Here is a 22,151-nt window from a genome sequence, read left to right as displayed (position 1 = left end):
TCGATTTCCAATGTTTCCGACGTCAACTGACGGCCGACACCCCCGGACTTGAAATGCATTACCACGACAGGACGGGCGCCAGCCCCGCAAATCGGCCAGCAGAGCCGATTCACGGCTGCAAATACAATTAAATTGAAATTTGCACAAAACTCGACATTAGAAAAATCAGATGTTTTCAGCTCAAAAAATCTACACATTTCAATTTGCTTTCTGAAATACACTCCGCGACTGAAATATTTACCACAGCCACTGGAAATAAATACCGACATTATCCGTGGCTATATTTTTACTTCACGGAGAAACGTAATATGAATAAAAATTATCGCCCCATTTGGAATGAATCGCTTAACGCTTGGGTAGCTGGATCGGAAAAGGATTCGGCGTGTGGCAAGCCCAGTCAATCCGCCGTAGCGAAGGCTGCCTCCACGGCGCTGTGCGCTCTCGTTTTGATCGGTCAAGGCGCGCATGCGGCGGACAGCGGCATACCGGCCGCTGCGAAAAAGTGGGCTGTGATCGGCAGCGACACTTTCAACATGCAAGGTGCGACTGCATCGGGCAGAAACTCGATTGCTTTGGGCCGCGCCTCGATTTCCGAGGACCAAGCATCCATTGCGATTGGCACAAATTCCCACGTTGCTGGCCCAGGCGGCATCGCACTTGGCATAGCGTCTCAGGCCACAGGCGCAGCCAGTCTCGCGATCGGCCCAAGGGCCCACGCCACTAACAAGTCCAGCCTCGCGATCGGCTTCGATTCTCGGGCCAATACCCCGGCCAGCATCGCAATTGGCAGAGATGCACTTGCATCGTATTCAAACAGCATCGCGATCGGCGAACACAGTCAGACGGCCGCCTCCCCGTCGACCTCCTCCGGCTATCTGACCGATCAGGCGGCAGCCAAATCGGAGATGTCGATCGGCAGCGCGACCCAACCGCGCCGCATCACCAACGTGGCCGACGGTGCAGCCGCAACCGACGCGGCAACCGTCGCCCAGCTCCAAACCGGCATGACCCGGTCGAGCGAGAGGATCGGCTCGCTGTCCACTGCGTTGGGTGCAACCGACGGTAAAGTGGCCGCGCTGACGAACGACCTCGGCGCCACGAATTCCAATGTCTCGTCGCTGACCACCGGCCTCGGTGCGACCGACGGCAAAGTCGCCGCGCTGTCGAAGGACCTCGGCGCCACCAACACCAACGTCTCGTCGCTGACCACCGGACTCGGCGCGACCGACAGCAAGGTGGCCGCGCTGACGAAGGACCTCGGCGCCACGAACTCCAATGTCTCGTCTCTGACCACCGGCCTCGGTGCGACCGACGGCAAAGTCGCCGCGCTGACGAAGGACCTCGGCACCACCAACACCAACGTCTCGTCTCTGACCACCGGCCTCGGTGCGACCGACGGCAAAGTCGCCGCGCTGACGAAGGACCTCGGCACCACCAACACCAACGTCTCGTCTCTGACCACCGGCCTCGGTGCAACCGACGGCAAAGTCGCCGCGCTGACGAAGGACCTCGGCACCACCAACACCAACGTCTCGTCTCTGACCACCGGCCTCGGTGCAACCGACAGCAAGGTGGCCTCACAGTCGAAAATCCTCAAACTTGCCAGTACAGCCATGGTCTTGATGGGCAAGAATGCTGTTTCCGTGAACGGCAGCGTCGCCTCGCTGAAAAAGGATCTCGACACCACTCATACCAATGTCTCGTCGCTGACCACCGGCCTCGGCGCGACCGATAGTAAAGTGGCCGCGCTGTCGAAAGACCTCGGCACCGCGAAGTCCAACGTCTCGTCGCTGACCACCGGCCTCGGCGCGACCGACAGTAAAGTGGCAGCGCTGACGAAGGACCTCGGCACCGCGAATTCCAACGTCTCGTCGCTGACCACCGGCCTCGGCGCGACCGACAGCAAGGTGGCCTCGCAGTCGAAAAGCCTCAAACTTGCCAGCACCGCCATGGTCTTGCTGGGCAAGAATGCTGTTTCCGTGAACGGCAGCGTCGCCTCGCTGAAGAAGGATCTCGACACCGCGAATACCAACGTCTCGTCTCTGACCACCGGCCTCGACGCGACCGACAGCAAGGTGGCCTCGTTGTCGAAGGACCTCGGCACCGCGAATACCAACGTCTCGTCTCTGACCACCGGCCTCGGTGTGACTGACAGCAAAGTGGCCTCGTTGTCCAACGACCTCGGCACCACGGATACCAATGTCTCGTTACTCACCAGCGGCCTCGGCGCAACCGTCAACAAGGTGGCCTCGTTGACGAAAGGCCTCGGCACCACGAATGCCCATGTCTCATCGCTGACCACCGGCCTCGGTGCGACCGACAGCAAAGTGGCCTCGCTGTCGAAGGACCTCGGCACCACCAACACCAACGTCTCGTCTCTGACCACCGGCCTCGGCGCGACCGACGGCAAGTTGGCCACGCTGACGAACGACCTCGGCGCCACCAACACCAACGTTTCCTCCCTGACCACCAGCCTCGGCGCGACCGACAGCAAAGTCGCCTCGCTGTCGAAGGACCTCGGCACCACGAATACCAACGTCTCGTCTCTGACCACCGGCCTCGGTGCAACCGACAGCAAAGTCGCCTCGCTGACAAAGGACCTCGGCACCACCAACACCAACGTCTCATCGCTGACCACCAGCCTCGGCGCAACCGACAGCAAAGTCGCCTCGCTGTCGAAGGACCTCGGCACCACCAACACCAACGTCGCCTCCCTGACCACCAACCTCGGCGCAACCGACAGCAAAGTCGCCTCGCTGACAAAGGACCTCGGCACCACCAACACCAACGTCGCCTCCCTGACCACCAACCTGAGCACAACCGACAGCAAAGTGGCCGCGCTGACGAAAGACCAAAAAACCACGAACAGCAGCCTGTCGTCCCTGTCCACGGGATTGAGCACGACCGACAGCCACGTGGCTTCGCTGTCCACCGGCCTGAGCACGACCGATGGCAATGTCGCATCGCTGGCATCGTCGACCGCGACCCGAATCGACGCGCTGTCGACCAACATCGACTCGCTGTCCACCGGCCTTTCGACGACCAACGCCTCGGTCACGACGCTGTCCACCAGCCTCGGCACGGTCAGCGCCCAGCTCGCCGCGTTCACGACAGCGACGGCAGACACGTCGCAAGCGACGAAACCGACGATCTACGCCGCCGACATGTCGCTCCAGGCTGCGCAATCCGCATCGGTCACGACCGGTTCCAACTCGGTGGCCATCGGCCAGGCCTCGACCGACGACGGCCGCGCGAACGTGGTGTCGGTCGGCAGTGCAACCCAGCAACGCCAGCTCACGAACGTCGCGGCGGGCACCGCGGGCACCGACGCCGTCAACGTCAACCAGTTGAATACGCTCACAACTTCTATGTCACAATCGTTCGCCAGTCAGCAGAACCAGATCAGCTCGCTGGGCTCGCAAGTGCAGAAAACGCAGCAGGCGGTGCAGCAAACCGACAAGATGGCGCGCCAGGGCATCGCTGCCGCCACCGCGCTGACCATGCTGCCGCAGGTCGAGCCGGGCAAGACGATCAACGTGGCAATCGGTGTCGCCCGGTTCGCGGGCCAATCCGGCATGGCCTTCGGTGCAAGTGCGCATGTGGCAACCAACGGCATTCTGAAACTGGGCATCGGCGTCTCGGGGCAGAACAAGACGTATGGTGTCGGATATGGACACAGCTGGTGATCGAATCCCTTCATTCTTCATCTGGCAGCGCTGACAGGCGCCTGACCATCGGCATTTCGCTCTTCGCGCGAGACGGTCAGGCAATCTGGGAAAACGGCATCCACCAGAACATCGCCTTCCTGGCGATGATGCTGCAAAAATCCGGCCGCATCGGCCGGATTTATTTCCTCAACGGCGGCGACGCCAACCAGATTCCCACCGGCCTCGATTTCGGCGGCCTCGACGTGCCGCTCGTCAACCCGCGCGACGTCTCGCATGAGCTGGACGTGGTGATCGAGATGGGCGCGCAGTTGCAGGTCGATTGGCTGAAGTACATGAAGACGCTCGGCAAGAAGCTCATCATGTGCTTCGTCGGCAACGTGTACGCGGGCCTCTGCGAAACCCCCATCTTCAATCTGCCGTCGGGCCACATCTTCAACGGCGGCCCCTACGACGAAGTCTGGATGCTGCCGAAGGACGACAAGACGGCCGGGCCGCTGTTGCGCACGCTGATGCGCGTGCCGGTGCATTCGATGCCGCACATCTGGTCGCCGCATTTCGTCGAGCGCCGCGCCGCCGCGCTGGCCGCGGAAGGCATCCGCTTCGGCTACCAGCCGGGCCGCGCGAGCTGGCGGCTGGCCACGCTGGAGCCGAACATCTCGGTGGTCAAGAGCTGCCACTACCCGATGCTGGTGGCCGAGGAGTTCTACCGCGCCGAGCCGAGCGCCGTGCAGCACCTGTTCGTGGTCAACGCGATGCACATGAAGGAACACCGCACGTTCGTCCACTTCGCCAACAGCCTCGATCTAGTGCGCCATCACAAGGCCACCTTCGAGCCGCGCGTCGAGGTGCCGTCGTTCCTGGCCCAGCACGCCGACGCCATCATTTCCCATCAATGGGAAAACCCGCAGAACTACCTCTATTACGACGCGCTGTACGGCGGCTATCCGCTGATCCACAATTCGCCGATGCTCGGCGAAGCCGGCTACTACTACCCGGAGTTCGATTCGGCCACGGGCGGCCGGGTGCTGCACCAGGCCTGGCGCGAGCACGACACGAATTTCGCCGCCTACCGTGCGAAGGCCGACGCCGTGCTGCAACGCGTGTCGATCGATCATCCGGCGAATCTCGACGCCTACGTCGAACGCCTCGTTGCCTGACGGCATTCCGCGGAGAAACCTGCATGTCCGATAGTCCCGTCCGTGATCTGCCGAACGGCGGCAAGCGCCTCGTGGTCGGCGTCTCGCTGTATGTGCGCGGCGCCGGCCAGTCGTTGTGGGAAAACGGCATCTTCCAGAACTGCCTGCTGCTGGTGCTGTTGCTGCGCCAATCGCCGCTCGTCGCCGACGCGGTGATGGTGAACGGCGGCGGCACCGAGCCGGCCGATCCGCAAATGATGCTCGGCGAATGGAACGTGCCGCTGATCTCGATGGACGAAGCGATGGCACGCTGCGACGTGCTGATCGAGATGAGCGCACAGTTCAACGCCGACTGGATCGCCACCTACCGGGCGCGCGGCGGCAAGGTCATCACGATGCGGGTGGGCAACGATTACGTGATCGACATCGAGCGCGCGATGTTCGACAAACCATCCGGCTTCCTGTTTTCGGGCGCGCACTACGACGGCGTCTGGACCATTCCCGAATTCGAGCACTCGTGCCGCCACTACCTCGAAACGGGCCTGCGCCGCCCGGTCACGATCGTGCCGCACATCTGGCATCCGATGCTGTTCGACCGCGCGCGCGCCACGCTGGAGGAAGGCCGCGCGTTCGGCTATCAGCCGGGCCGCGCGCGCTGGCGAGTGGCGATCTTCGAGCCGAACATCTGCATGGTCAAGACCAGCATCATCCCGATGCTGATCGCCGAGCAAGCCTATCGCGCCGAGCCGTCGTTCGTGGAATTCGTGCGCGTGTGCAACGCGCTGCACATGAAGGAACACACCACGTTCGTGCATTTCGCGCGCAGCCTCGACATCGTCAACCACAGCCTCGCCACGTTCGAAGGCCGCTTCGCGCTGTACGAATTCATGTCGCAGCACGGCGATGCGGTGATATCGCACACCTGGGAAAACGCCCAGAACTACCTCTATTACGAACTGCTGTACGGCGGCTATCCGCTCGTCCACAACTCGCCGTATCTCGGCAAGTGCGGCTATTTCTATCCGGATTTCGACTGCGAGGAAGGCGGCCGCCAGTTGCTGCGCGCGTTCCGCGAACACGACGCGAACCTGGACGCCTACCGCGAGAACGCGGCGCACCTGCTGCATTCGGTCGACATCGACAACCCCGACAACGTCGCCGCCTACACGGACGCGCTCGCCGCGCTGTACCGGTGAAGCACGGCACGCGACACCACGCTCAACCGGCACCCGGAGGCCCATTGAAATCGATCATCGTTCGCGGCGCCGTGTTGTGCGCCTTAGCGGCCTGCGCGCCGCTCGCCCTGGCCCAATCGCAACCGCAGGCCCCGGCCGGGCAATCGCTGTCGCTCGCGCCCGTCAATGCCGGCACTTCGGCCGACGAGTTGCTGCGCGACGGCGACTACGCGCTCCAGTTGATCGACGCCGGCCGCTTCCAGGATCTCTGGAACGACGCCGCGCCGTTCGTCAAGCAGCGCTACGATGCGCAGCGCTTCGCCGACGACGTGCGCGGCTCGCGCCAGGCAGTCGGCCAGATCAAGGGCCGCGGCTGGGCCGCCGTCACGCGCATCATCTATACCGGCGCGAAGGACGTGCCGGACGGCCTCTATGCGAACGTCGATTACGCCACCACGCAGGTGTCGGGCAAGGTGGTGTACGAGAAGGTCAGCTTCCGGCTCGAAAACGACGGCCGCTGGCATTTGACGGGCTACGTGCCGCGCGTCGCGCAGGGCGCGATTCCGGGCAACTGAGCAGCGGAAGCGCTCAGGCGTCCTCGCCATCGAGGTAGGGCGTCAGCACCTGCTCCAGCCATTGCATGAACACGCGCACCCGGCGCGACAGGTTGTGCCGGTGCGCGACCACCAGCCAGACCGGCAACGGCGCCGGCCGGAAATCGGGCAGCACCTCCACCAGTTCGCCGCGTTCCAGGAACGGGCCGAGCCGCGAGCGGCTCGCCTGGATCAACCCGATACCGGCCACGCCGGCCGCGTAATAGGTCTGCACGCTGTTCACGCTGAGCGCGCACGGCAGGGCGAGCGTCGCGGGCCGGCCGCGCTCCACGTACTCCCACAGCGCCGAGCGATGGCCGAACGTCGAGGTATAGAACACCATGCGGTGGCCGCGCTCGGACAGCTCGCGCAGGCTGCGCGGCGTGCCGAAGCGCTTCAGGTAGCCGGGGCTGGCCGCGTTGACCATCCGCAGGCTGCCGAGGCGGCGCGCGACCAGCGTGTCGTCCACCAGGCCGCCGATGCGCAGCACGCAATCGATCCCTTCCTGAATCAGATCCACGCGCCGATCGGTGCTCGACAGCTCCAGCACCACCTCGGGATGGGCATCGATAAACGCCGGTAGCGCCGGCACCACCATGGTTCGCGCCAGCTCGGTGGGCAGATCCACGCGCAACCGGCCGCGCAGCGGCGTATCGTGGCGCACCGTGAACATCGTCTGCAGCGCGTCGGCGTCGGCCAGCAAATCCTGCGCGCGCTGATAGAACGCCTGGCCGTCCTCGGTCAGTTGCACGGTGCGCGTCGAGCGATGCAGCAGCCGCGCGCCCAGTTCCGCCTCCAGCGCGCGCACCGTGTTCGACGCCCGCCCCTTCTGGATGCCGAGGCTTTCGGCAGCCCGCGTGAAGCTGGCCATTTCGGCGACGCGCACGAAGATCCGCAGCGAATCCAGGTTCTGCATTGTGATGTTTGAAAATAACAGTGCGTTCAGATTGGCGCACTTTATCGCATCGGACCGTGAGCGCATAGTGTGCGGCTTACGGCTGGCGCCGCCGGCCGAACGACGGAGATCACGATGCGTTACAACCAACTTGGCAACACCGGACTGTTCGTGTCCGAAATCTGTCTCGGCACGATGACGTTCGGCAGCCCGGGGCAGGAAGGCATGTGGGGCAGCATCGCCAGCGTCGGCCAGGACGCGGCCGATACGATCGTCGAGCGCAGCCTCGCCGCCGGCGTCAACTTCATCGATACGGCCGACGTCTACTCGTTCGGCGAATCGGAAAAGATCCTCGGCCAGTCGCTGAAGAACCTCAAGGTGGCGCGCAAGGACGTGGTGATCGCCACCAAGGTGTTCGCGCAGGTCGGCAACGGTCCGAACGATCGCGGCGCCTCGCGCGGCCACATCCTCGATTCGGTCGAGGCGAGCCTGGAACGCCTGCAGACGGACTACATCGACCTGTATCAGATTCACGGCACCGACACCGTCACCCCGCTCGACGAAACGCTGCGCACCTTCGACGACCTGATCTCGCGCGGCCTGGTGCGCTATGTCGGCGTGTCGAACTGGCAGGCGTGGCGCGTGGCGAAGGCGCTCGGCATCGCCGCCAAGCACGATTACGCACGCTACGAAAGCGTTCAGGCCTACTACTCGATTGCCGGCCGCGATCTCGAACGCGAGCTGGTGCCGATGATGAACGAGGAGAAGCTCGGGCTGATGGTGTGGTCGCCGCTCGCGGGCGGCCTGCTGTCGGGCAAGTTCGGCCCCGGTTCGAGCGACGCCGAAGGCCGCCGCGCCAACTTCGACTTCCCGCCCGTCGACAAGGATCGCGCCTGGGCCTGCGTCGCGGCGATGCGCCCGATCGCCGAGAAGCACGGCGTGAGCGTGGCGACCGTCGCGCTGGCCTACGTGCTGAGCAAGCCGTTCGTGACCACGGTGATCACCGGCGGCAAGCGGCTCGACCAGATCGAGCAGAACCTGGCCGCCGCCGATGTGAAGCTCGATGCGGACGATCTCGCGAAGCTCGATGAGGTGAGCGCGCTGGCGCCCGAGTATCCGGGCTGGATGCTGGCGCGCCAGGGCGCCAACCGCGTGCCGCAACCGTTCACGCCGAAGGCCTGAGCCTGACGTGCGCGCCCGGGCGCAGGCCCGGGCGTGTACCTCAATGTCAGACCGGCGTCAGGCCGGCATCACGCGCTCGCGACGCCAACCAGGTTCGCCAGCAGCAGATCGTAATCGGCCACCAGCGCCGGATTCTCCGGCGTATAGCGGTGCAGCAGCGCACGCTGCTGCTCGCGGTAGTGTTCCCAATCGGCGTCGTGTTCGCGCAGCACGCGCGCCAGCACCTTCGCGCCGGCCTGCACGTCGTTTTCCGGGTAGTAGTAGCCGAGGTCCTGCACCAGATGCGCGTTATGCACGAGCGGATAACCCTGCCAGCACACGTCGAAATAGAAATAGTTGAGCGGGTTTTCCCACTGGTGCGACACCACCACGTCGGTGAACTCGGCCAGGAATTGCGGCGTATCGAAACGGCCGACGAAGCTGGCCTTGCCGGCGCGCACGATCTCCAGATAATTCATCAGCATGACGAACTCCTGGCTGCGCTGCGCGATGTGATCGGCATTGGTCACGTGCGTGAACGACACGGCCCCGGGATCGCGGCGGAACGCTTCGTCGATGATCAGCATCGGATAGAGGCAGAACTTCACGACGTCGTGATTCGGCTCCATCACCGTCAACCGCTTGGCCAGTTGCCCGCTCGGCCGATATTCGCCGTGCTCGCGCAGCGGGCGTGAGCGCTCGGTCAGGAACATCGGATCCCACACGAACGGCACCACCCTCCCCGGGCAGCGGCGCAGCGATTGCAGGAACGGCAGCGAATTGGGCGCGATCTGCGGGATCGCCCACACCTCGTCGTAGCCGCGATTGATGAACAGCGAATCCCACAGCTTGCGGCCGAACAGGATCGACTGCGTGGCGTGGATATATTCGAAGCCGCAGCAATAGCTGACCAGCTTCGCGCCGCGTGCCTTCAGGTAGGCGGTTTGCTCGGCGTCGATCTGGCCGCCCAGTTCGATCAGGACATCCAACGAATCCTTCATCTCGGCGAAGCTGCGCGTGTCGAACGCCGCGCGATCCCACGGCAGGCCCTCGCTCAACGGCACATCGGTGGTGTTGACGAGCGTGACCCGATAGCCGTGCGACGAGGCCATCAGCAGCTTCGCGAGATAGAGTGCGTTCTGCTTGATGCCGTTGATCCAGAGGCTTTCGTTCGGCTCGCGCAGGCCGATCGTGATACCGATGCGCAGGCCGTTCAAATCGACAGGAGCAGTCATGGCGGATGAGCGAAAAGGTGGGGGCCGCCGCGCGAACGCGCGTGACGGCGGGCATCGGCACAGCATACGCGCGCCCGGCGCAACGGCGCGCGGCTTACGGTGCGCGAACGCGCGAGATGCCGATGGCGTGACACGCACGGCGCACGGCGCGCGCCGCGTTCGCCTCAGGAATGCCGGGTGCCGCGCACGCTGACGGCCGTATCGAACAGTTCCTGCGCACGCGCCAGCTCGTCGAGCGCGCGATCGAGCCGCGATTGCGCGGCCGCATATTCGGCGCTTTCCGGGCTGTCTTCCTGATCGCCGCGCACCGCGCGGAATGCGAGATCGACGTTGCGCGTCGCCTCGACGTAACGCTGGGCGGCAAGCGCCTCGCGCGAATGACCGATGTTCGCCATGCACCTTCCTCCTCGGGCCTGCCTGTCGGCAAGCCGGCTGCGCGCCCTGCAACGCATGCGCGCGGGCATCAATCCCGCTCGCCGCGACGCTGCACCCTGCAGCGGCCGCGGGAGCGACTTCCGAGCCTGGCCGTCATTCGGTCGCGCGGCGCCGAGGCCGCGCGGCGCTAGAGCAACAGCTTGCCCTGCGCGCCGCCTGGAATGGCGAATGCCGGCGCCGGTTCGGGCGCGGGAAATTCGAACAGGTCGCGCGTCGAGCCGCGCGCCGGTTCCGCCGGTGACCGGGCACGCAGCCGCTTCACGAAATCCGTGTAGACGGCCACCGGCTCCACCACCGGCAAGTCGAACAGGTCGCGCGTGAAGCCGCGCGACTGTGCGCCGGCCGAGCGCCCGCGCAGGCGCTCCACCAGATCGACATAGGTTTCGAAATCGCCCTCGCGCGCCGCCTTGCTCACGCGCGCGAGATCACGCGCCTTGACCACCGTGGGCTGCGCGAGCCGAACCGTGTACGGCGCGTCCAGTTCCACCGTCAACGCCACCGGATAGCTGCGCGCGCCCGGCTCCACCGTGCGCGCCACGCAATCGACCACCACGGCCGACTGCGCCGCGCCGAGCGGCTTGCCGGTGACGGTGCTGCGCAGGTTGTCGGGGCTCACGCGCAGGCGCGTGCCGACGCCGAGCGGCGCGGCCGACGCGCACACCAGCGCGTGGTACTGCTCGCGGCGGCGGCCCGACGGCAAGGTCGGGCGGCTCGTGATGAAGGCATACGGCGGCAGTTGACGCACCTGCCCGCCCGCATCCACCCAGGCATTCCACAGCAGCATCGCGCGCGGGCCGATTTCCACCGCGCGTGCGCGGTTCGCCGACGGCGTGAACAGCGCGGCCAGCGACCCCGTGCGATGCGCGGCCACCTGCACGCTGCTGCCGAGCGGCTGCCCGATGCCCCACAGAAACCGCCCGCCGCCAAGCCGACGCTCCCACTCCTTGCGGAGCACGACAGTCGACAGATCCTCGCCGAACTCGGCGCCGATCCTGGTCCAGCAAAACGTGGGGGGCAGATGTTTCAGTGTCATCAACTCTCTCGGTACTGCGGCCCGATCTTGCGACAGGGCATTTCAATAAGCGCTACTGTATAGTTATAATGCATGACATGGAAGCCCTGGATCACAATTTTTCGGTTCATGCCTTGCTCGACAGGCTGCGGGCAGATCCACGCTCGTCCAGTGAAATAGCCAGGCTTTGCGGGGTCAGCCAGCCCACCGTGTCGCGCCTTCGGTTGTCCGACGGGCAGCGTCTGCGGCGCAGCGAGCCATTCATTAAGCTATGCAGTTTCTACGGCATGGAAGCGCCTTCGTCGGGCATGCGCACCGGCAATTACGACGAGCGGCTGCGCGATGCGATCGTGGAGGCGTGGGATGGTTCGGACGAACACGGCCGGGCGTTGATGGTCGTGATCCAGGGCTTGAAGGGCTTGGGCACCAAGCCGGGGTAGCGGCGCCGGCCAAGCAGCAGCGGCCGGCGCGCGATGCGCGGCCTTGAAATGCAAAACGCGCCCGGGGTGGTCGACCCGGGCGCGTTGTCGTTATGGCGGAAGAAGAAAGAAGCGCGGCGGCCGGCGGTGCGTCAGTGCGAGATCTGCTCCAGCGCGATGCCCTTGGTGCGCGGCCCCATCAACCCGATCGACGCCATCACGATCAGCATCGCGGCCGAGATGAACGCGAACACGCCGGCCGTGCCGAAGCCGTTCAGCACCGAGGCGATCACGAACGACGTGAAGATCGCCGAGAAGCGGCTCCACGAATACACGAAGCCCACCGCCCGCGCGCGGATCGCCGTGGGGAACAGCTCGGCCTGATACGCGTGGAAGCTGTACGACATGATGTTGTTGGCGAGCGTGAGGCCGATGCCGAGCGCCACCAGCGTGCCGGCCGTGCCGCTTTGGCTGAACAGCAGCCCGCACACGATCGCCGCGCCCGCCATCGCCACGATCACGTGCTTGCGCTCGAAGCGGTCGCCGATCAGCAGCCCCAGCAGCGGGCCGAGCGGTGCGGCCAGCGCGATCACGCTCGAATACATGAGGCTGGTGGTAACGGTAATCCCCTGCTTGATCAGCAGCGTCGGCACCCAGTTCGCGAAACCGTAGAAGCCCACCGTCTGGAACACGTTGAAGATCGTCATCATGACGGTGCGGCGGCTGTACGGCGCCACCCACATGTCGGCGAAACGGCCGCGCGCGATCACCGGCTCGGCCGGCCCCGGCGGCGGCAGCGGGCGGCCGTATTCGGCCTCGACCTTCGCCTCCAGCGCGCGCATCATCTGGTCGGCCTCGGCCAGCCGCCCTTGTTGCGCGAGCCAGCGCGGGCTTTCGGGCAGCGCGCGGCGAATCCACCAGACAAAGATCGCGCCGTGCGCGCCGATCAGCACCACCCAGCGCCAGCCGTCCAGGCCGAACGGCGCGTTCGGCACCAGCAGATAGGCGAGGAACGCCACCACCGGCACCGCGCAGAAGCCCACCGCCTGCTCGCAGGCGAACGCGCGCCCGCGGATCTCCTTCGGCACCAGCTCGGAGATATACGTGCCGATCGTCACCATCTCCACGCCGAGCCCGAGGCCCACCACGAAGCGCCAGAAGTTCAGGCCGCCGGCCGTGTCCTGGAACGCCATCACCACGTTGGCGGCCGTGTACCACAGCAGCGACCACGTGAACACGGCGCGGCGGCCATAGCGGTCGGCCAGGAAACCACAGGCGATCGTGCCGATGAACAGCCCCGCGAACAGCGCGGCGATGAAACTCGCCACGCCCGTGGTGCCGAACAGGCCGTGGGTGCCCGACGACAGGATGCCGCTCCTGACCAGGCCCGGCGCCACATAGCCGCTGTAGAGCAGGTCGTACAACTCGAAGAAGAAACCGAGGCTCAGCAGCACCACGAGTTTCCAGACGGTGCGCGTGGGCGGCAAGCGGTCGAGGCGAGCGGCGATCTCGCCGGCGTGAGTCACGGCGCCGCCGGCGGCGGCGGAAGAGGAAGCGTGTTCGGTGGAAGCCATGCTGGCGCGTCTCCGGGCGGATTTAGTTCGTCGCGCATTGTACCGGGGCGGGCGACGCGCACTATCACAACGTTCGTGTCGTGCAAATAGGATTAATGCGCATTCGATAAGTCACCTCTTTAAAATCAAAATTATTTAATTCTTTTACTAAATTACAATTCGCCCACAACATCCCCCCTTTAGAATGCGCAAGCTTTTGAAAACGACGCGTCACCTCTTCGCTCAAAAGCACGGCCGCAAAGGCATTGCGCCGTCATGCGAATCGCGTCTATTAGCCGCACTTACCTCGGTAAGTCGAATAATTTCTTCTTCAAGCGATTATTTGCACGCTCGCCTTTCGGCGATAGGCGGCGTGTCCGTATTTATCTCATCACCCAGGAGAATCCGGTATGAGGATGCCCTTTCGCAAGATCCATTACCTTTTCGCTGCCGCGGCGCTCGCGCTGACCGCGTGCGGCGGCAGCGACGACGACGACCCGATCGACACGTCGCCGCCCCCCGTGGCTGTCGTCGACAAGTCGGTGAAGCCAGTCGAGTTTCCCGATACGGTGGTACCGATCAACTACAAGTTGTGGTTTCGCCCCAGCGCCGACCTCTCGGAGTTCGACGGTCGCGCCGATGTCGAGATCGACGTGCTCGAACCCGTCACCAAGATCGTCGTGGCGGCGCACAAACTGATTTTCGCCAAGCACACGACCACGTTGCAACCAGGCAACGTGCCGTTGGTCATCACGCGGCAGAGTGGCGGCGATTTTTATCAGTTGCGCGCCGCGCGCGGCACGATTCCGAAGGGTCGCTACACGCTGCATATGGAATGGCGCGGCTTCATCAACCTGACTACCAAAGGTGATCCGGCAAAGGGCACGGAGGGCGCCTGCGACGACGATCCTCGTGCCGGTTGCTCCGCCGCCGAAGGCATGTTCCGTATCGACTTGATGGGTGCCGACGGCAGCACCAGCGGCGGGATTCTGACGCAGCTCGAATCGAACTTCGCGCGCCGCTGGTTCCCGGGCTGGGACGAGCCGGCGTTCCGGCCGACCTACGAGGTGTCCGCCGAAGTACCGCAAGATTGGCGCGTGGTGTCGAACGCGATGGAAAAGCAGGCGACGCCCATGTCCAGCGGCTACCAGGCGGTATCGTTCGAGAAAACGCCGCCGATGCCGTCGTATCTGCTGTTCTTTGCCGGCGGCCGCTTCGATGTGCTGGAAGACGAATTCACGAGCCCGCTGCCCGACGACAAGGGTATGCACCTGCGCATCTTCACGCCGCCGGGCATGATGGAACAAGCCAAGCCCGCAATGGAGGCGACCAAGCAGGCGCTCGACTATTTCTACCGCTACACGGGACACCCGCTGCCGCTGACCAAATTCGACACGGTCGCTGCAAACGACAAATTCATGGCGGAAAAACAGCTGTGGTTCGGCGGCATGGAGAACTGGGGCGCCATTCTCGAATTCGCCGACGATATCCTGGCGAAGCCGGGCGAGCCGCTCTCACCGGCAGCGATGAAAGTGATCATTCACGAAATCGCTCATCAGTGGTTCGGCGATCTGGTCACGCTCGATTGGTGGGACGATGTGTGGCTTAACGAAGGGGTGACAAGCTACGCCACGACGCACGCCGGCGTCGCACTCGATCCGAACCACTTCAAATGGGCGGACAACGTCATGTTCAAGCCCGGCCTCGTGGACTACGACACATCGGTGATGCCGTTTCCGATGCAGCCGAACTTCAACGATTTAGGCGCCACCGATTTCTTGTCGGGATCGCAGGCGATCTATTACAAGTCCGAGCAGGTCCTGAAGATGATCGAAGGCTACATCGGCGACGCCGCCATGCAACGTGGCCTGCAGCAATATCTGCGCGATTACGCACTCGGCAACGGCACGCCGCAGCGGCTGTGGAATGCCCTGTCCGACGCAAGCGGCATCGATGTCGGGCAGATCGGCAACAGCTTCGCGCGTCAGACGGGCGTGCCCGTCTTGTCACTCGACACACGCTGCGACCTCAATGCGAATCAAACCGTCGTCATGCTGTCGCAGGCCCCGATGCCCAACTCGAATTTCTTCCCGGCGGATCGTTGGTCGATTCCGGTGACGCTCGCCTACGGCAACCAGCTCGCCTCGACCAATCGCCTCGTCCTCAGCGACGCGAGCGCCGAAGTACGGCTCGACGGCTGCGGCGCAGTGCTCGCGAATCCCACCGGCATGGACTATTACGTGACGCAATACAGCGACAACGCACGCAATATGCTGCAGCCGGCACTGGACACCGCGGCGCTCCCACCGGAGGTGTTGACGAATATCCAGAACGATCAGGATTTCTTGGCTCATGCTTCGATGATGGCAAGCAATGCCGGGAAGCCGAGCCGGTTCGCCATGTCGCCGGCAACGCTCGCCGATAAAGTTGCATCCCGGCGCCTGCGGATGCCGGTGATCCCGATGCAGAGTGGCCGGCCCATTTCGCGTCGATAGCGTCACACTCGCAAGCCGCCCCGCCCTGCATTCGCCATGCGGGGCGGGGCATTCGAGCTCCGGCCGTCCCCATTCGGGGCCGTCAGGACGGCCCCGGAGCGCATGCTAGAATGCGCCGAACCAGCCGCCGACACCCACCCATGACACAAGGTAGCAAGCCCGACGCGCCGGAAGGCGCCGCGCCGCCCGGAGGCAAGCGGCGCGAGTCCCGGCGCAAATACGATCCCGAACAAACCAGGCGCAACATCCTCGATGTCGCGACGCAGGAGTTTTCGGCGATGGGCCTGACCGGCGCGCGTGTCGACGCGATCGCCGAGCGCACCAACACCACCAAGCGGATGCTGTACTACTACTTCGGCAGCAAGGAAGGGCTGTACGAGGCGGTGCTGGACAAGGTCTACGGCGATATCCGCGCGCTCGAGGTCGAACTGAACGTCGGCGAGCTGCCGCCCACCGAAGGCATGCGCCGCCTCGTCGAATTCACGTTCGACTATCACGACAAGCATCGCGATTTCGTGCGCCTCGTCTCGATCGAGAACATCCACGGCGCGAAATACCTCGAACAACTGACCACCTTCAAGGATCGCAACGTCAGCATCATCAAGACGCTCGAAGCGCTGCTCACGCGCGGCGCCGAAGCCGGTGCGTTCCGCGCCGACATCGACGCGTTCGACCTGCACCTGATGATCAGCTCGTTCTGCTTCCATCGCGTCTCGAACCGCTACACATTCGGCGCCGCGTTCGGCCGCGATCCGTCGGCGCCGCGGCTGCGCGTGCGGCACCGCGCGATGATCGTCGACAGCGTGCTGCGCTACATCACCGACTGATTCCGCTAATGCGCGCGGCCGCCAGGCCGCGCCGCCGTTCTGCTTCCCGCGCGCGCCCTGCCTGTCAGCCTCCGGCCAGCGCCACCCGCGCCTTCGCCTCCGGGCTTCCCTCCGCGAAATACTTCTTCGCCCAACGCGCATCGGGCTGCAACGCCAGCGTCGGATGCGCCTGCGCGTGCGTCGTGCCGGTGCGCTGCGCCTCGATCGCGAGCGCCCGCGCGCGGTAATGCTCGTAGAGCCGCAGGAATTCGGCCAGATAAGTGCCGGCAATACGCGCGTCGCGAATCTCCAGCAGGTTCTCGTCGTTGTAGTGCTCCGAGTTCGAACTCATGTTGGCCGAGCCGGTGTAGACGATCGGGTTCTCGCCCTCGGCATCGATCACGATGAACTTGTGGTGGATCACCACCGGCGGATAGGCCGGCGCGGGCTCGCCCGGGAACAGCCGCAGCTCCGGCTCGAAGCCTTCGGGCACGGTGGCCGGCGAGAAATACTCGGCGTCGATCACGTCGCGGTTGTCGCGGCTGCGGTGGTACAGCTCCAGGTTGGCGAGCCGCGACGCATCGAGCGTCTTGCCGTCGTGCTGGTCCGTTTCGGCCGCCTGCGCGCCGCTCGCGCTGATCCGGTTGACGAGGCCGAACATCATCAGCCCCGCGTCGCCGGCCTTGAAGCACGCGTCGCGCAACGGCGCGTCGGTCGGCATGAACAGGCAGAACACCACCGAATGTTTCGCGGCCTCGATCGCCGCGACGATCGTGTCGATCTCGATGCGCGACTTGCCCGGCTCCGGCGAGAACGCCACCCGCACGCCAGCCGAGCCGACCTGTACCGGCTCGGACCAGCCGCTCGTCAGCTTCGCCGTGTCGGCAATGCTCGGGTTCGCGGCGAGCGCGTGCGCGCGATCGTTGTAGAGGCCGGCCAGGATCGCCGAATCGAACGTATGCAGCACGTTGGCCTGCTCGGTCAGGCCTTCGGTGGTGAAGTTGGCCGAACCGGTCAACAGGCGCGCCGGATGCGGATCGCTGCCGCCGCCGTCGGTGACGATGAACTTGTCGTGCATGATGCGCGTGCGGTCGCGCGGCGCGAGCGTCGCCAGATCCTTCAACGCATCGACGGCCGGCTGGTTCGGCGACGGCAGCGGCGGCTTGCCCTTGCGCTCGGTCACGTGCGCGTCGTACACGATCGCCAGCGCATCGCGGCCGTGCGCCTTGCCGAACGTCTCGAACGCCGGGATCGCCCACAACGTGTCGGTCAGGTGATAAACCGCCGAGGCCGCACGTGTGGCCGGATCGAGCATCGCGCCGAACACCTGCTGCAGATCGTTGGCGAGCCAGGTGCGCAAGGCCAGCGCCTGCGCGGCGGTGGGCGTGTCGTGCTCGCCGAGGCCGAGCGCCGCCACCTGCCGCGCGAACGCCTGCGAGCTGACCACGGCGCGGTTGAACCAGGTGCCCACGCCGTCCACCACGTGATCGGGCAGCGTCAGCGCGCAATGGCCGGCTTCCGCGTCGAGCACCTGCAGCGCGTCGGGCGTGCCGACCACCGGGAACACGTCGTAGCGGAACGCCTGGCCGCGGTCGGGCGGATCGATACGCGCATCCCACCACATGAATTTCTGGATCGGCGCCTGATCGGTGGGCGCATCGCGCTGCGTGTCGGCCACCGGGCCGTCGAACGTCAGCCGGTTCGGCAGCCAGCTGCTGGCCGCGCGCGTGTGGCCGTCCGCACTGTGGAAACCCGGCGTGCGGCGGATCGCGAAGCCGAGGAAATCGGCGCGGTTCGCGGCCTGCGGCCAGTCGAAGGCCAGCAGCACTAGGGTGGGGGACAGGTAACTGCGCACGGTGACGGACATCGGCTCGCTCCTCGGCTCGGTGGAACGGCCAGTGTCGCGGGCTTGCTTGCCATCGGCATGACGCAATGGTGACGTTTACGTGTCGGCTCAGTTAAAACCGGCCATCGGTGCGCATCGGTGCGATATGCCGCCGGAACCGGGCAGAAAGGGGGCGAACTGTTCGAGCTTGAGCGGCTTGTCGGCGTCGAGCTTACTTTTCTCGGTCGCGTATTTCCAGTTGCATCCCTTTCCGGGGTTGGGGTGGAACGCAACGATCGCCATGTAGGTTGTGTCGGCCTGCATCGGCTGTGCAAGGCGTCGTGAAAGCGCCGGGATTCAGCACGCCGCTTTTTCATGAGCGACCAGCTTCCAGATGACGTCAGTCGTATAGCGGCGCTTGCCCAGCACGCTGTCGAGCAGCGCCAGCGAACGTGGTTCATGGACGTCGAGCAACGGCAAGATATCGCCCCGATCGAAGTTCCGCGTTGTATCGGCTTGAAGCTCCGGACGAATCTGCGCGCACCACACGCCACCTTCCGGGCAACGCTCACCCGCTCGCGCCGTCGTTCCGATCGGCGAGCGCGCGCGCGTCGCTGTCGGCTCTTCCGCCGCTGAAGTCTGCAAAAAGGCTATCGAGAGCGGCAACCCAGTCACCGGATCAAGGTCTTTTGCCTTCGCAAGCCTGTCGATCAATTCGTCGGAAGGCTTGGGCGGCGGCACGGCGGCGTCCTGCTCTTTCTGCCATTGGAACGTGCCGTCCCACGGCGGAAGTTTGGCTGGCGGCAGCGGCACGATCTTGTCGATGTCGGGGACTTTGGGGTTACGACCGTCGTTATGCCTTAAGAACATCCGGATCAATTTGTACCGGCGGGATCGCTCCGGATCACCGGCCAACGCGAGATAATTCATCTCGTCTGTCGAAGGAGGTGCTCCATACCCTTCCTCAAGAGCCAGTGCTGACATGGTATTTCCCGCAGCTACCGCCATTTGAAAAGCTTTTACAGCTCCCGGAAATAGTTTGTCATTTTGGAGATCGATACCCAAAGTGTTAGCTGCATTTGAATTCCCTTGTTCTGCGGAACACTGACGCATCTGTCGAGCAATAGCTGGTGCATTGTTGATAGGCGCGAGCAGATTGCCGACATACGCCTGTGCCTCCGGACTGCCCATGTCCGCAGCCTTTCGAAAGTACCGTCTCGCCGCATCAGCGTCCCGCTTCACGCCGTATCCGCGTTCGAGATAATGGCCCATGTCGTAATACCCACCCGGCACGCCTGCCTTGATCAGTTGGTCCACCAGATCGATCGTTTCGACGTCCGGGAACGGCGACTCCGCATAGCCGTGCGCAACAAGCAATTGCAGATTATGATTCGCCTTGTAGTGACCATAGGCAGCGGCAATCCGGTAATAGCGCGCGGCGCTATTGAAGTCCTTGGGACCGACCCGCTTCTCCAGATACAGACCATATCTAAAAAGCTCATCCGCCTGCGGGTCGAGCGACGGCAAGCGATCCGCCTCATGCACACAAACGAATGCAAGATTCGCACGCACGCTATTCATATCGGATTGCGAAGGCAATTGACTATCCTTTTTCGAGCAGGCGGAAAGTAATGGAATGAGAGAAAACGCGAGGAAAATTATTTTCATGAATTAGTCCAGTCGAAGTCGGCTCGTTGACGTCCGCATGAAACCAACCAACGACGCTTTCGGCGCATCATTTTTGGCTTGAGTGTCGGCGTTCCGATCGATAACACGCCCCCATTCTTCAAACGCATCACCAGGCAAATCCTGCGCCCCCCTCCCTCCCGTATGCATCCCCCACAACCGCCGCCGCAACGCCTGCGTCACACCAGAATGCTCATGGCAGATATTCAACTCACTATCCACTTCCATGCTGCGCAGATTGATGTTTGCCGAACCATGCGTGAGGAACACGTCATCCACGATCATGATCTTGCTGTGCACATAAACCGGCATCCACTGTTTCGCCGGAGAATCCGGTGCCACCAGCGTACAGACATGAATTTTCAGGCCGGGAATCTCCTGAGGCAGGATCGGCTTATCCACGTCGCGGTTGTCCCGAAACTGCTGCCGCAACGCGTCGAGCTTCTTTCTCGCCGCTTCCCGGCGTGCGCCACCGTCAGCGCCATGATCGAGCCGCGCCGCCACGGCCTCGTTCATCGCACTCTGGAAATCGCGCCCCAGTTGCTCGGAGCGAGACACCCGCGCCACGTTGGGCATCGTGTCCGCACGCCCGAGACTGTCGAGCATGTCGTACGTGGTGCCCGTACCCATCCCCACTGCATCGTCGGTCGAGTTCGTCACCACGAACAGATACAGCGGGCCATGCTTGCCAGGATCGCGCCCGGCCAAAACATGCTGTTGGGCAACCGCCTTGATCTTCTCGGCAAGCGGCGCCCAGCGGAAATACTGGTTCTCGATGTAGATAAACTGCGTGGCGTTATTGACCGCCTGCAAATAAAGCGCCTTGATATTGCGCACGCCTTCCTGCGACTGCGTTCGGTTGATCTGCGCCATGACGGGCGTGCCCATGCCAGGCCGCACTTTCAGTTGAGCGGCATACGTCTTGCGCCGGCTCAGTAGATCGACCTTCGCACTGCGCTGCCAGGCGCGGCAAAAATTGACGTTCAGATGCTCGAGAATGGGCCCGGTCACCAGAGCCGACATGTCCTGGCGCGGCGTTTCTCCATTGCGGCCGAATCGCGGATGCATGCGCGCGTAGCGGTGCGCATCGTCATCCCAATAGGCGTCGAGCGTGTTATGTCCCATGACGAAGCCGACGGCCTGACTCGGCACCTCGTAATCGATCAGCACCATTTTTTGATGATGCGATGGCCCGCCTCCATACCCGACCATCACCCCCGCCTCGCTGACGTTGGTGTCCGAGCGAAATCTCGACTCGCGATACATGATTTCCCAGCGGTCACGCAGGGAAAAGTCACGCGTGACCAACTGAATATTTTCCAGCGGCCTGATGGACAAGCCAGGCGTCGAACCCACACCCGAGGCATCAGGCGGAACCGAGAGCCGCAGTGTTTCCGACAGTTCCTGTTGTTCCGGTGACGGGGCGATGCGAGCCCGGTAGTACCACTCGCGGTCATATTCGAGCTGGGTGTTGTTCTCGTTTTGCGTAAACGCGCTGCGCACCAGGTCATATCCCGGGTTCGGATTTTCCAGCTTCTGCGCCACCGCAAACGTATCGGCCCAGCACAGAATGCGGACCTTCACCCCTTCGCGCCCCTTCCGGATCAGGAGGTCACCGATGCAAAGCGAGTCGCCGCCGCGCCGCCGGAAATACATGGATGGCTGAAAACCCCAGCAGAGGTAGTCGATCGAATGCCTGGCAGCAAGGATCGCGTCGTACAGTGCGCCGAATGTCTCCTCGCCGTTGACAAGCGGCTGGTAGGAGGCGGGAACCGGATGAAACTCGGCAAAGCCGCCCGATTTCTTGTCGGAACCGCCAAGGTCTGCCGGGACCATGTCGAGGAACCACGGTAGACACAGCGTCGCGGAGGATGTCTCGTTTCGGGCAATGGGAACAACGATTTTTGAAGGATCGGCCATGGTCAGTCGTCGGAAGAGGCTTCCGAACTCAGGTTGAGCAGCGCGTTGTAGCGTTCGCGATGCGTCGCACGGTCACCGGCACGAGAAATGTCCGCGTCGGTGCTGTGTTCGTGATGATGGAAGCCCAGATTCGCCAG

The 22,151-nt window shown here is 63.9% G+C and carries 17 protein-coding genes; 8 read left to right on the top strand and 9 right to left on the bottom strand.

Features of this window, described 5'->3' with window-relative positions; translation table 11 throughout:
- The first annotated feature begins 308 nt into the window (after nucleotides 1-308).
- The 4 genes from AB4850_RS02915 to AB4850_RS02900 are packed head-to-tail and all read left to right on the top strand — an operon-like array spanning nucleotide 309 to nucleotide 6,554.
- A complete protein-coding gene (locus AB4850_RS02915) occupies nucleotides 309-3,686 on the top strand; it encodes a YadA-like family protein (RefSeq protein WP_414441114.1) in 3,378 nt (1,125 codons plus the stop codon).
- Entirely contained in the window at nucleotides 3,683-4,825 is a 1,143-nt protein-coding gene (locus AB4850_RS02910; RefSeq protein ID WP_414441113.1) for a DUF2827 domain-containing protein, read from the top strand. The genes AB4850_RS02915 and AB4850_RS02910 overlap by 4 nt, the downstream gene beginning before the upstream one ends.
- 23 nt (nucleotides 4,826-4,848) lie before the next feature.
- A complete protein-coding gene (locus AB4850_RS02905; RefSeq protein ID WP_414441112.1) occupies nucleotides 4,849-6,000 on the top strand; it encodes a DUF2827 domain-containing protein in 1,152 nt (383 codons plus the stop codon).
- 44 nt (nucleotides 6,001-6,044) lie between these two features.
- On the top strand, nucleotides 6,045-6,554 hold the full coding sequence (locus tag AB4850_RS02900; protein WP_414441111.1) for a DUF4019 domain-containing protein: 510 nt from the start codon (nucleotides 6,045-6,047) through the stop codon (nucleotides 6,552-6,554).
- Nucleotides 6,555-6,567: 13 nt separating this feature from the next.
- On the opposite strand, the gene AB4850_RS02895 is transcribed toward AB4850_RS02900, so the two are convergent.
- Complete coding sequence (locus AB4850_RS02895; protein WP_414441110.1) at nucleotides 6,568-7,488, bottom strand: LysR family transcriptional regulator; 921 nt, start codon at nucleotides 7,486-7,488, stop codon at nucleotides 6,568-6,570.
- A gap of 114 nt (nucleotides 7,489-7,602) precedes the next feature.
- On the opposite strand from AB4850_RS02895, the gene AB4850_RS02890 reads away from it, so the two are divergent.
- The gene (locus AB4850_RS02890; protein WP_414441109.1) at nucleotides 7,603-8,649 is read left to right on the top strand and encodes an aldo/keto reductase; all 1,047 of its coding nucleotides are present in this window, start codon (nucleotides 7,603-7,605) and stop codon (nucleotides 8,647-8,649) included.
- A gap of 68 nt (nucleotides 8,650-8,717) precedes the next feature.
- On the opposite strand, the gene AB4850_RS02885 is transcribed toward AB4850_RS02890, so the two are convergent.
- From AB4850_RS02885 to AB4850_RS02875, 3 genes are all read right to left on the bottom strand, one after another.
- The gene (locus AB4850_RS02885; RefSeq protein ID WP_414441108.1) at nucleotides 8,718-9,863 is read right to left on the bottom strand and encodes a DUF2827 domain-containing protein; all 1,146 of its coding nucleotides are present in this window, start codon (nucleotides 9,861-9,863) and stop codon (nucleotides 8,718-8,720) included.
- A 164-nt stretch (nucleotides 9,864-10,027) separates the two neighbouring features.
- On the bottom strand, nucleotides 10,028-10,258 hold the full coding sequence (locus AB4850_RS02880; RefSeq protein ID WP_414441107.1) for a hypothetical protein: 231 nt from the start codon (nucleotides 10,256-10,258) through the stop codon (nucleotides 10,028-10,030).
- Between the two features lie 167 nt (nucleotides 10,259-10,425).
- Nucleotides 10,426-11,331, bottom strand: a complete 906-nt coding sequence (locus AB4850_RS02875; protein WP_414441106.1) for a hypothetical protein — start codon at nucleotides 11,329-11,331, stop codon at nucleotides 10,426-10,428.
- Nucleotides 11,332-11,408: 77 nt separating this feature from the next.
- On the opposite strand from AB4850_RS02875, the gene AB4850_RS02870 reads away from it, so the two are divergent.
- On the top strand, nucleotides 11,409-11,750 hold the full coding sequence (locus AB4850_RS02870; RefSeq protein ID WP_414441105.1) for an AsnC family protein: 342 nt from the start codon (nucleotides 11,409-11,411) through the stop codon (nucleotides 11,748-11,750).
- A gap of 131 nt (nucleotides 11,751-11,881) precedes the next feature.
- Here the strand turns inward: AB4850_RS02870 and AB4850_RS02865 are convergent, their stop codons facing one another.
- Entirely contained in the window at nucleotides 11,882-13,303 is a 1,422-nt protein-coding gene (locus AB4850_RS02865; protein WP_414441104.1) for an MFS transporter, read from the bottom strand.
- 389 nt (nucleotides 13,304-13,692) lie between these two features.
- Here AB4850_RS02865 and AB4850_RS02860 point away from each other — a divergent pair, with 389 nt between their 5' ends.
- Both AB4850_RS02860 and AB4850_RS02855 read left to right on the top strand, forming a co-directional pair.
- Nucleotides 13,693-15,777 (top strand): M1 family metallopeptidase, encoded by a 2,085-nt coding sequence (locus tag AB4850_RS02860; protein ID WP_414441103.1) that lies wholly within the window; start codon nucleotides 13,693-13,695, stop codon nucleotides 15,775-15,777.
- A gap of 140 nt (nucleotides 15,778-15,917) precedes the next feature.
- The gene (locus AB4850_RS02855) at nucleotides 15,918-16,604 is read left to right on the top strand and encodes a TetR family transcriptional regulator (RefSeq protein ID WP_414441102.1); all 687 of its coding nucleotides are present in this window, start codon (nucleotides 15,918-15,920) and stop codon (nucleotides 16,602-16,604) included.
- 64 nt (nucleotides 16,605-16,668) lie between these two features.
- On the opposite strand, the gene AB4850_RS02850 is transcribed toward AB4850_RS02855, so the two are convergent.
- The 4 genes from AB4850_RS02850 to AB4850_RS02835 all read right to left on the bottom strand — a co-directional run bounded on the left by AB4850_RS02850 (nucleotide 16,669) and on the right by AB4850_RS02835 (nucleotide 22,014).
- Nucleotides 16,669-18,450 carry a phospholipase D-like domain-containing protein gene (locus AB4850_RS02850; protein ID WP_414441101.1) on the bottom strand — a complete coding sequence of 594 codons (1,782 nt, stop codon included), beginning with the start codon at nucleotides 18,448-18,450 and terminating at the stop codon, nucleotides 16,669-16,671.
- Between the two features lie 87 nt (nucleotides 18,451-18,537).
- Nucleotides 18,538-18,732: a hypothetical protein gene (locus tag AB4850_RS02845; protein WP_414441100.1), complete on the bottom strand. Its 195-nt coding sequence runs from the start codon at nucleotides 18,730-18,732 to the stop codon at nucleotides 18,538-18,540.
- Between the two features lie 33 nt (nucleotides 18,733-18,765).
- A complete protein-coding gene (locus AB4850_RS02840) occupies nucleotides 18,766-20,076 on the bottom strand; it encodes a sel1 repeat family protein (protein WP_414441099.1) in 1,311 nt (436 codons plus the stop codon).
- Between the two features lie 3 nt (nucleotides 20,077-20,079).
- A complete protein-coding gene (locus AB4850_RS02835) occupies nucleotides 20,080-22,014 on the bottom strand; it encodes a phospholipase D-like domain-containing protein (protein ID WP_414441098.1) in 1,935 nt (644 codons plus the stop codon).
- Nucleotides 22,015-22,151 lie beyond the last annotated feature (137 nt).

The sequence above is a fragment of the Burkholderia sp. 22PA0106 genome (assembly GCF_047497155.1).
Classification (GTDB): Bacteria; Pseudomonadota; Gammaproteobacteria; order Burkholderiales; family Burkholderiaceae; genus Burkholderia.
This window is presented reverse-complemented; position numbering and strand designations above follow the sequence as displayed.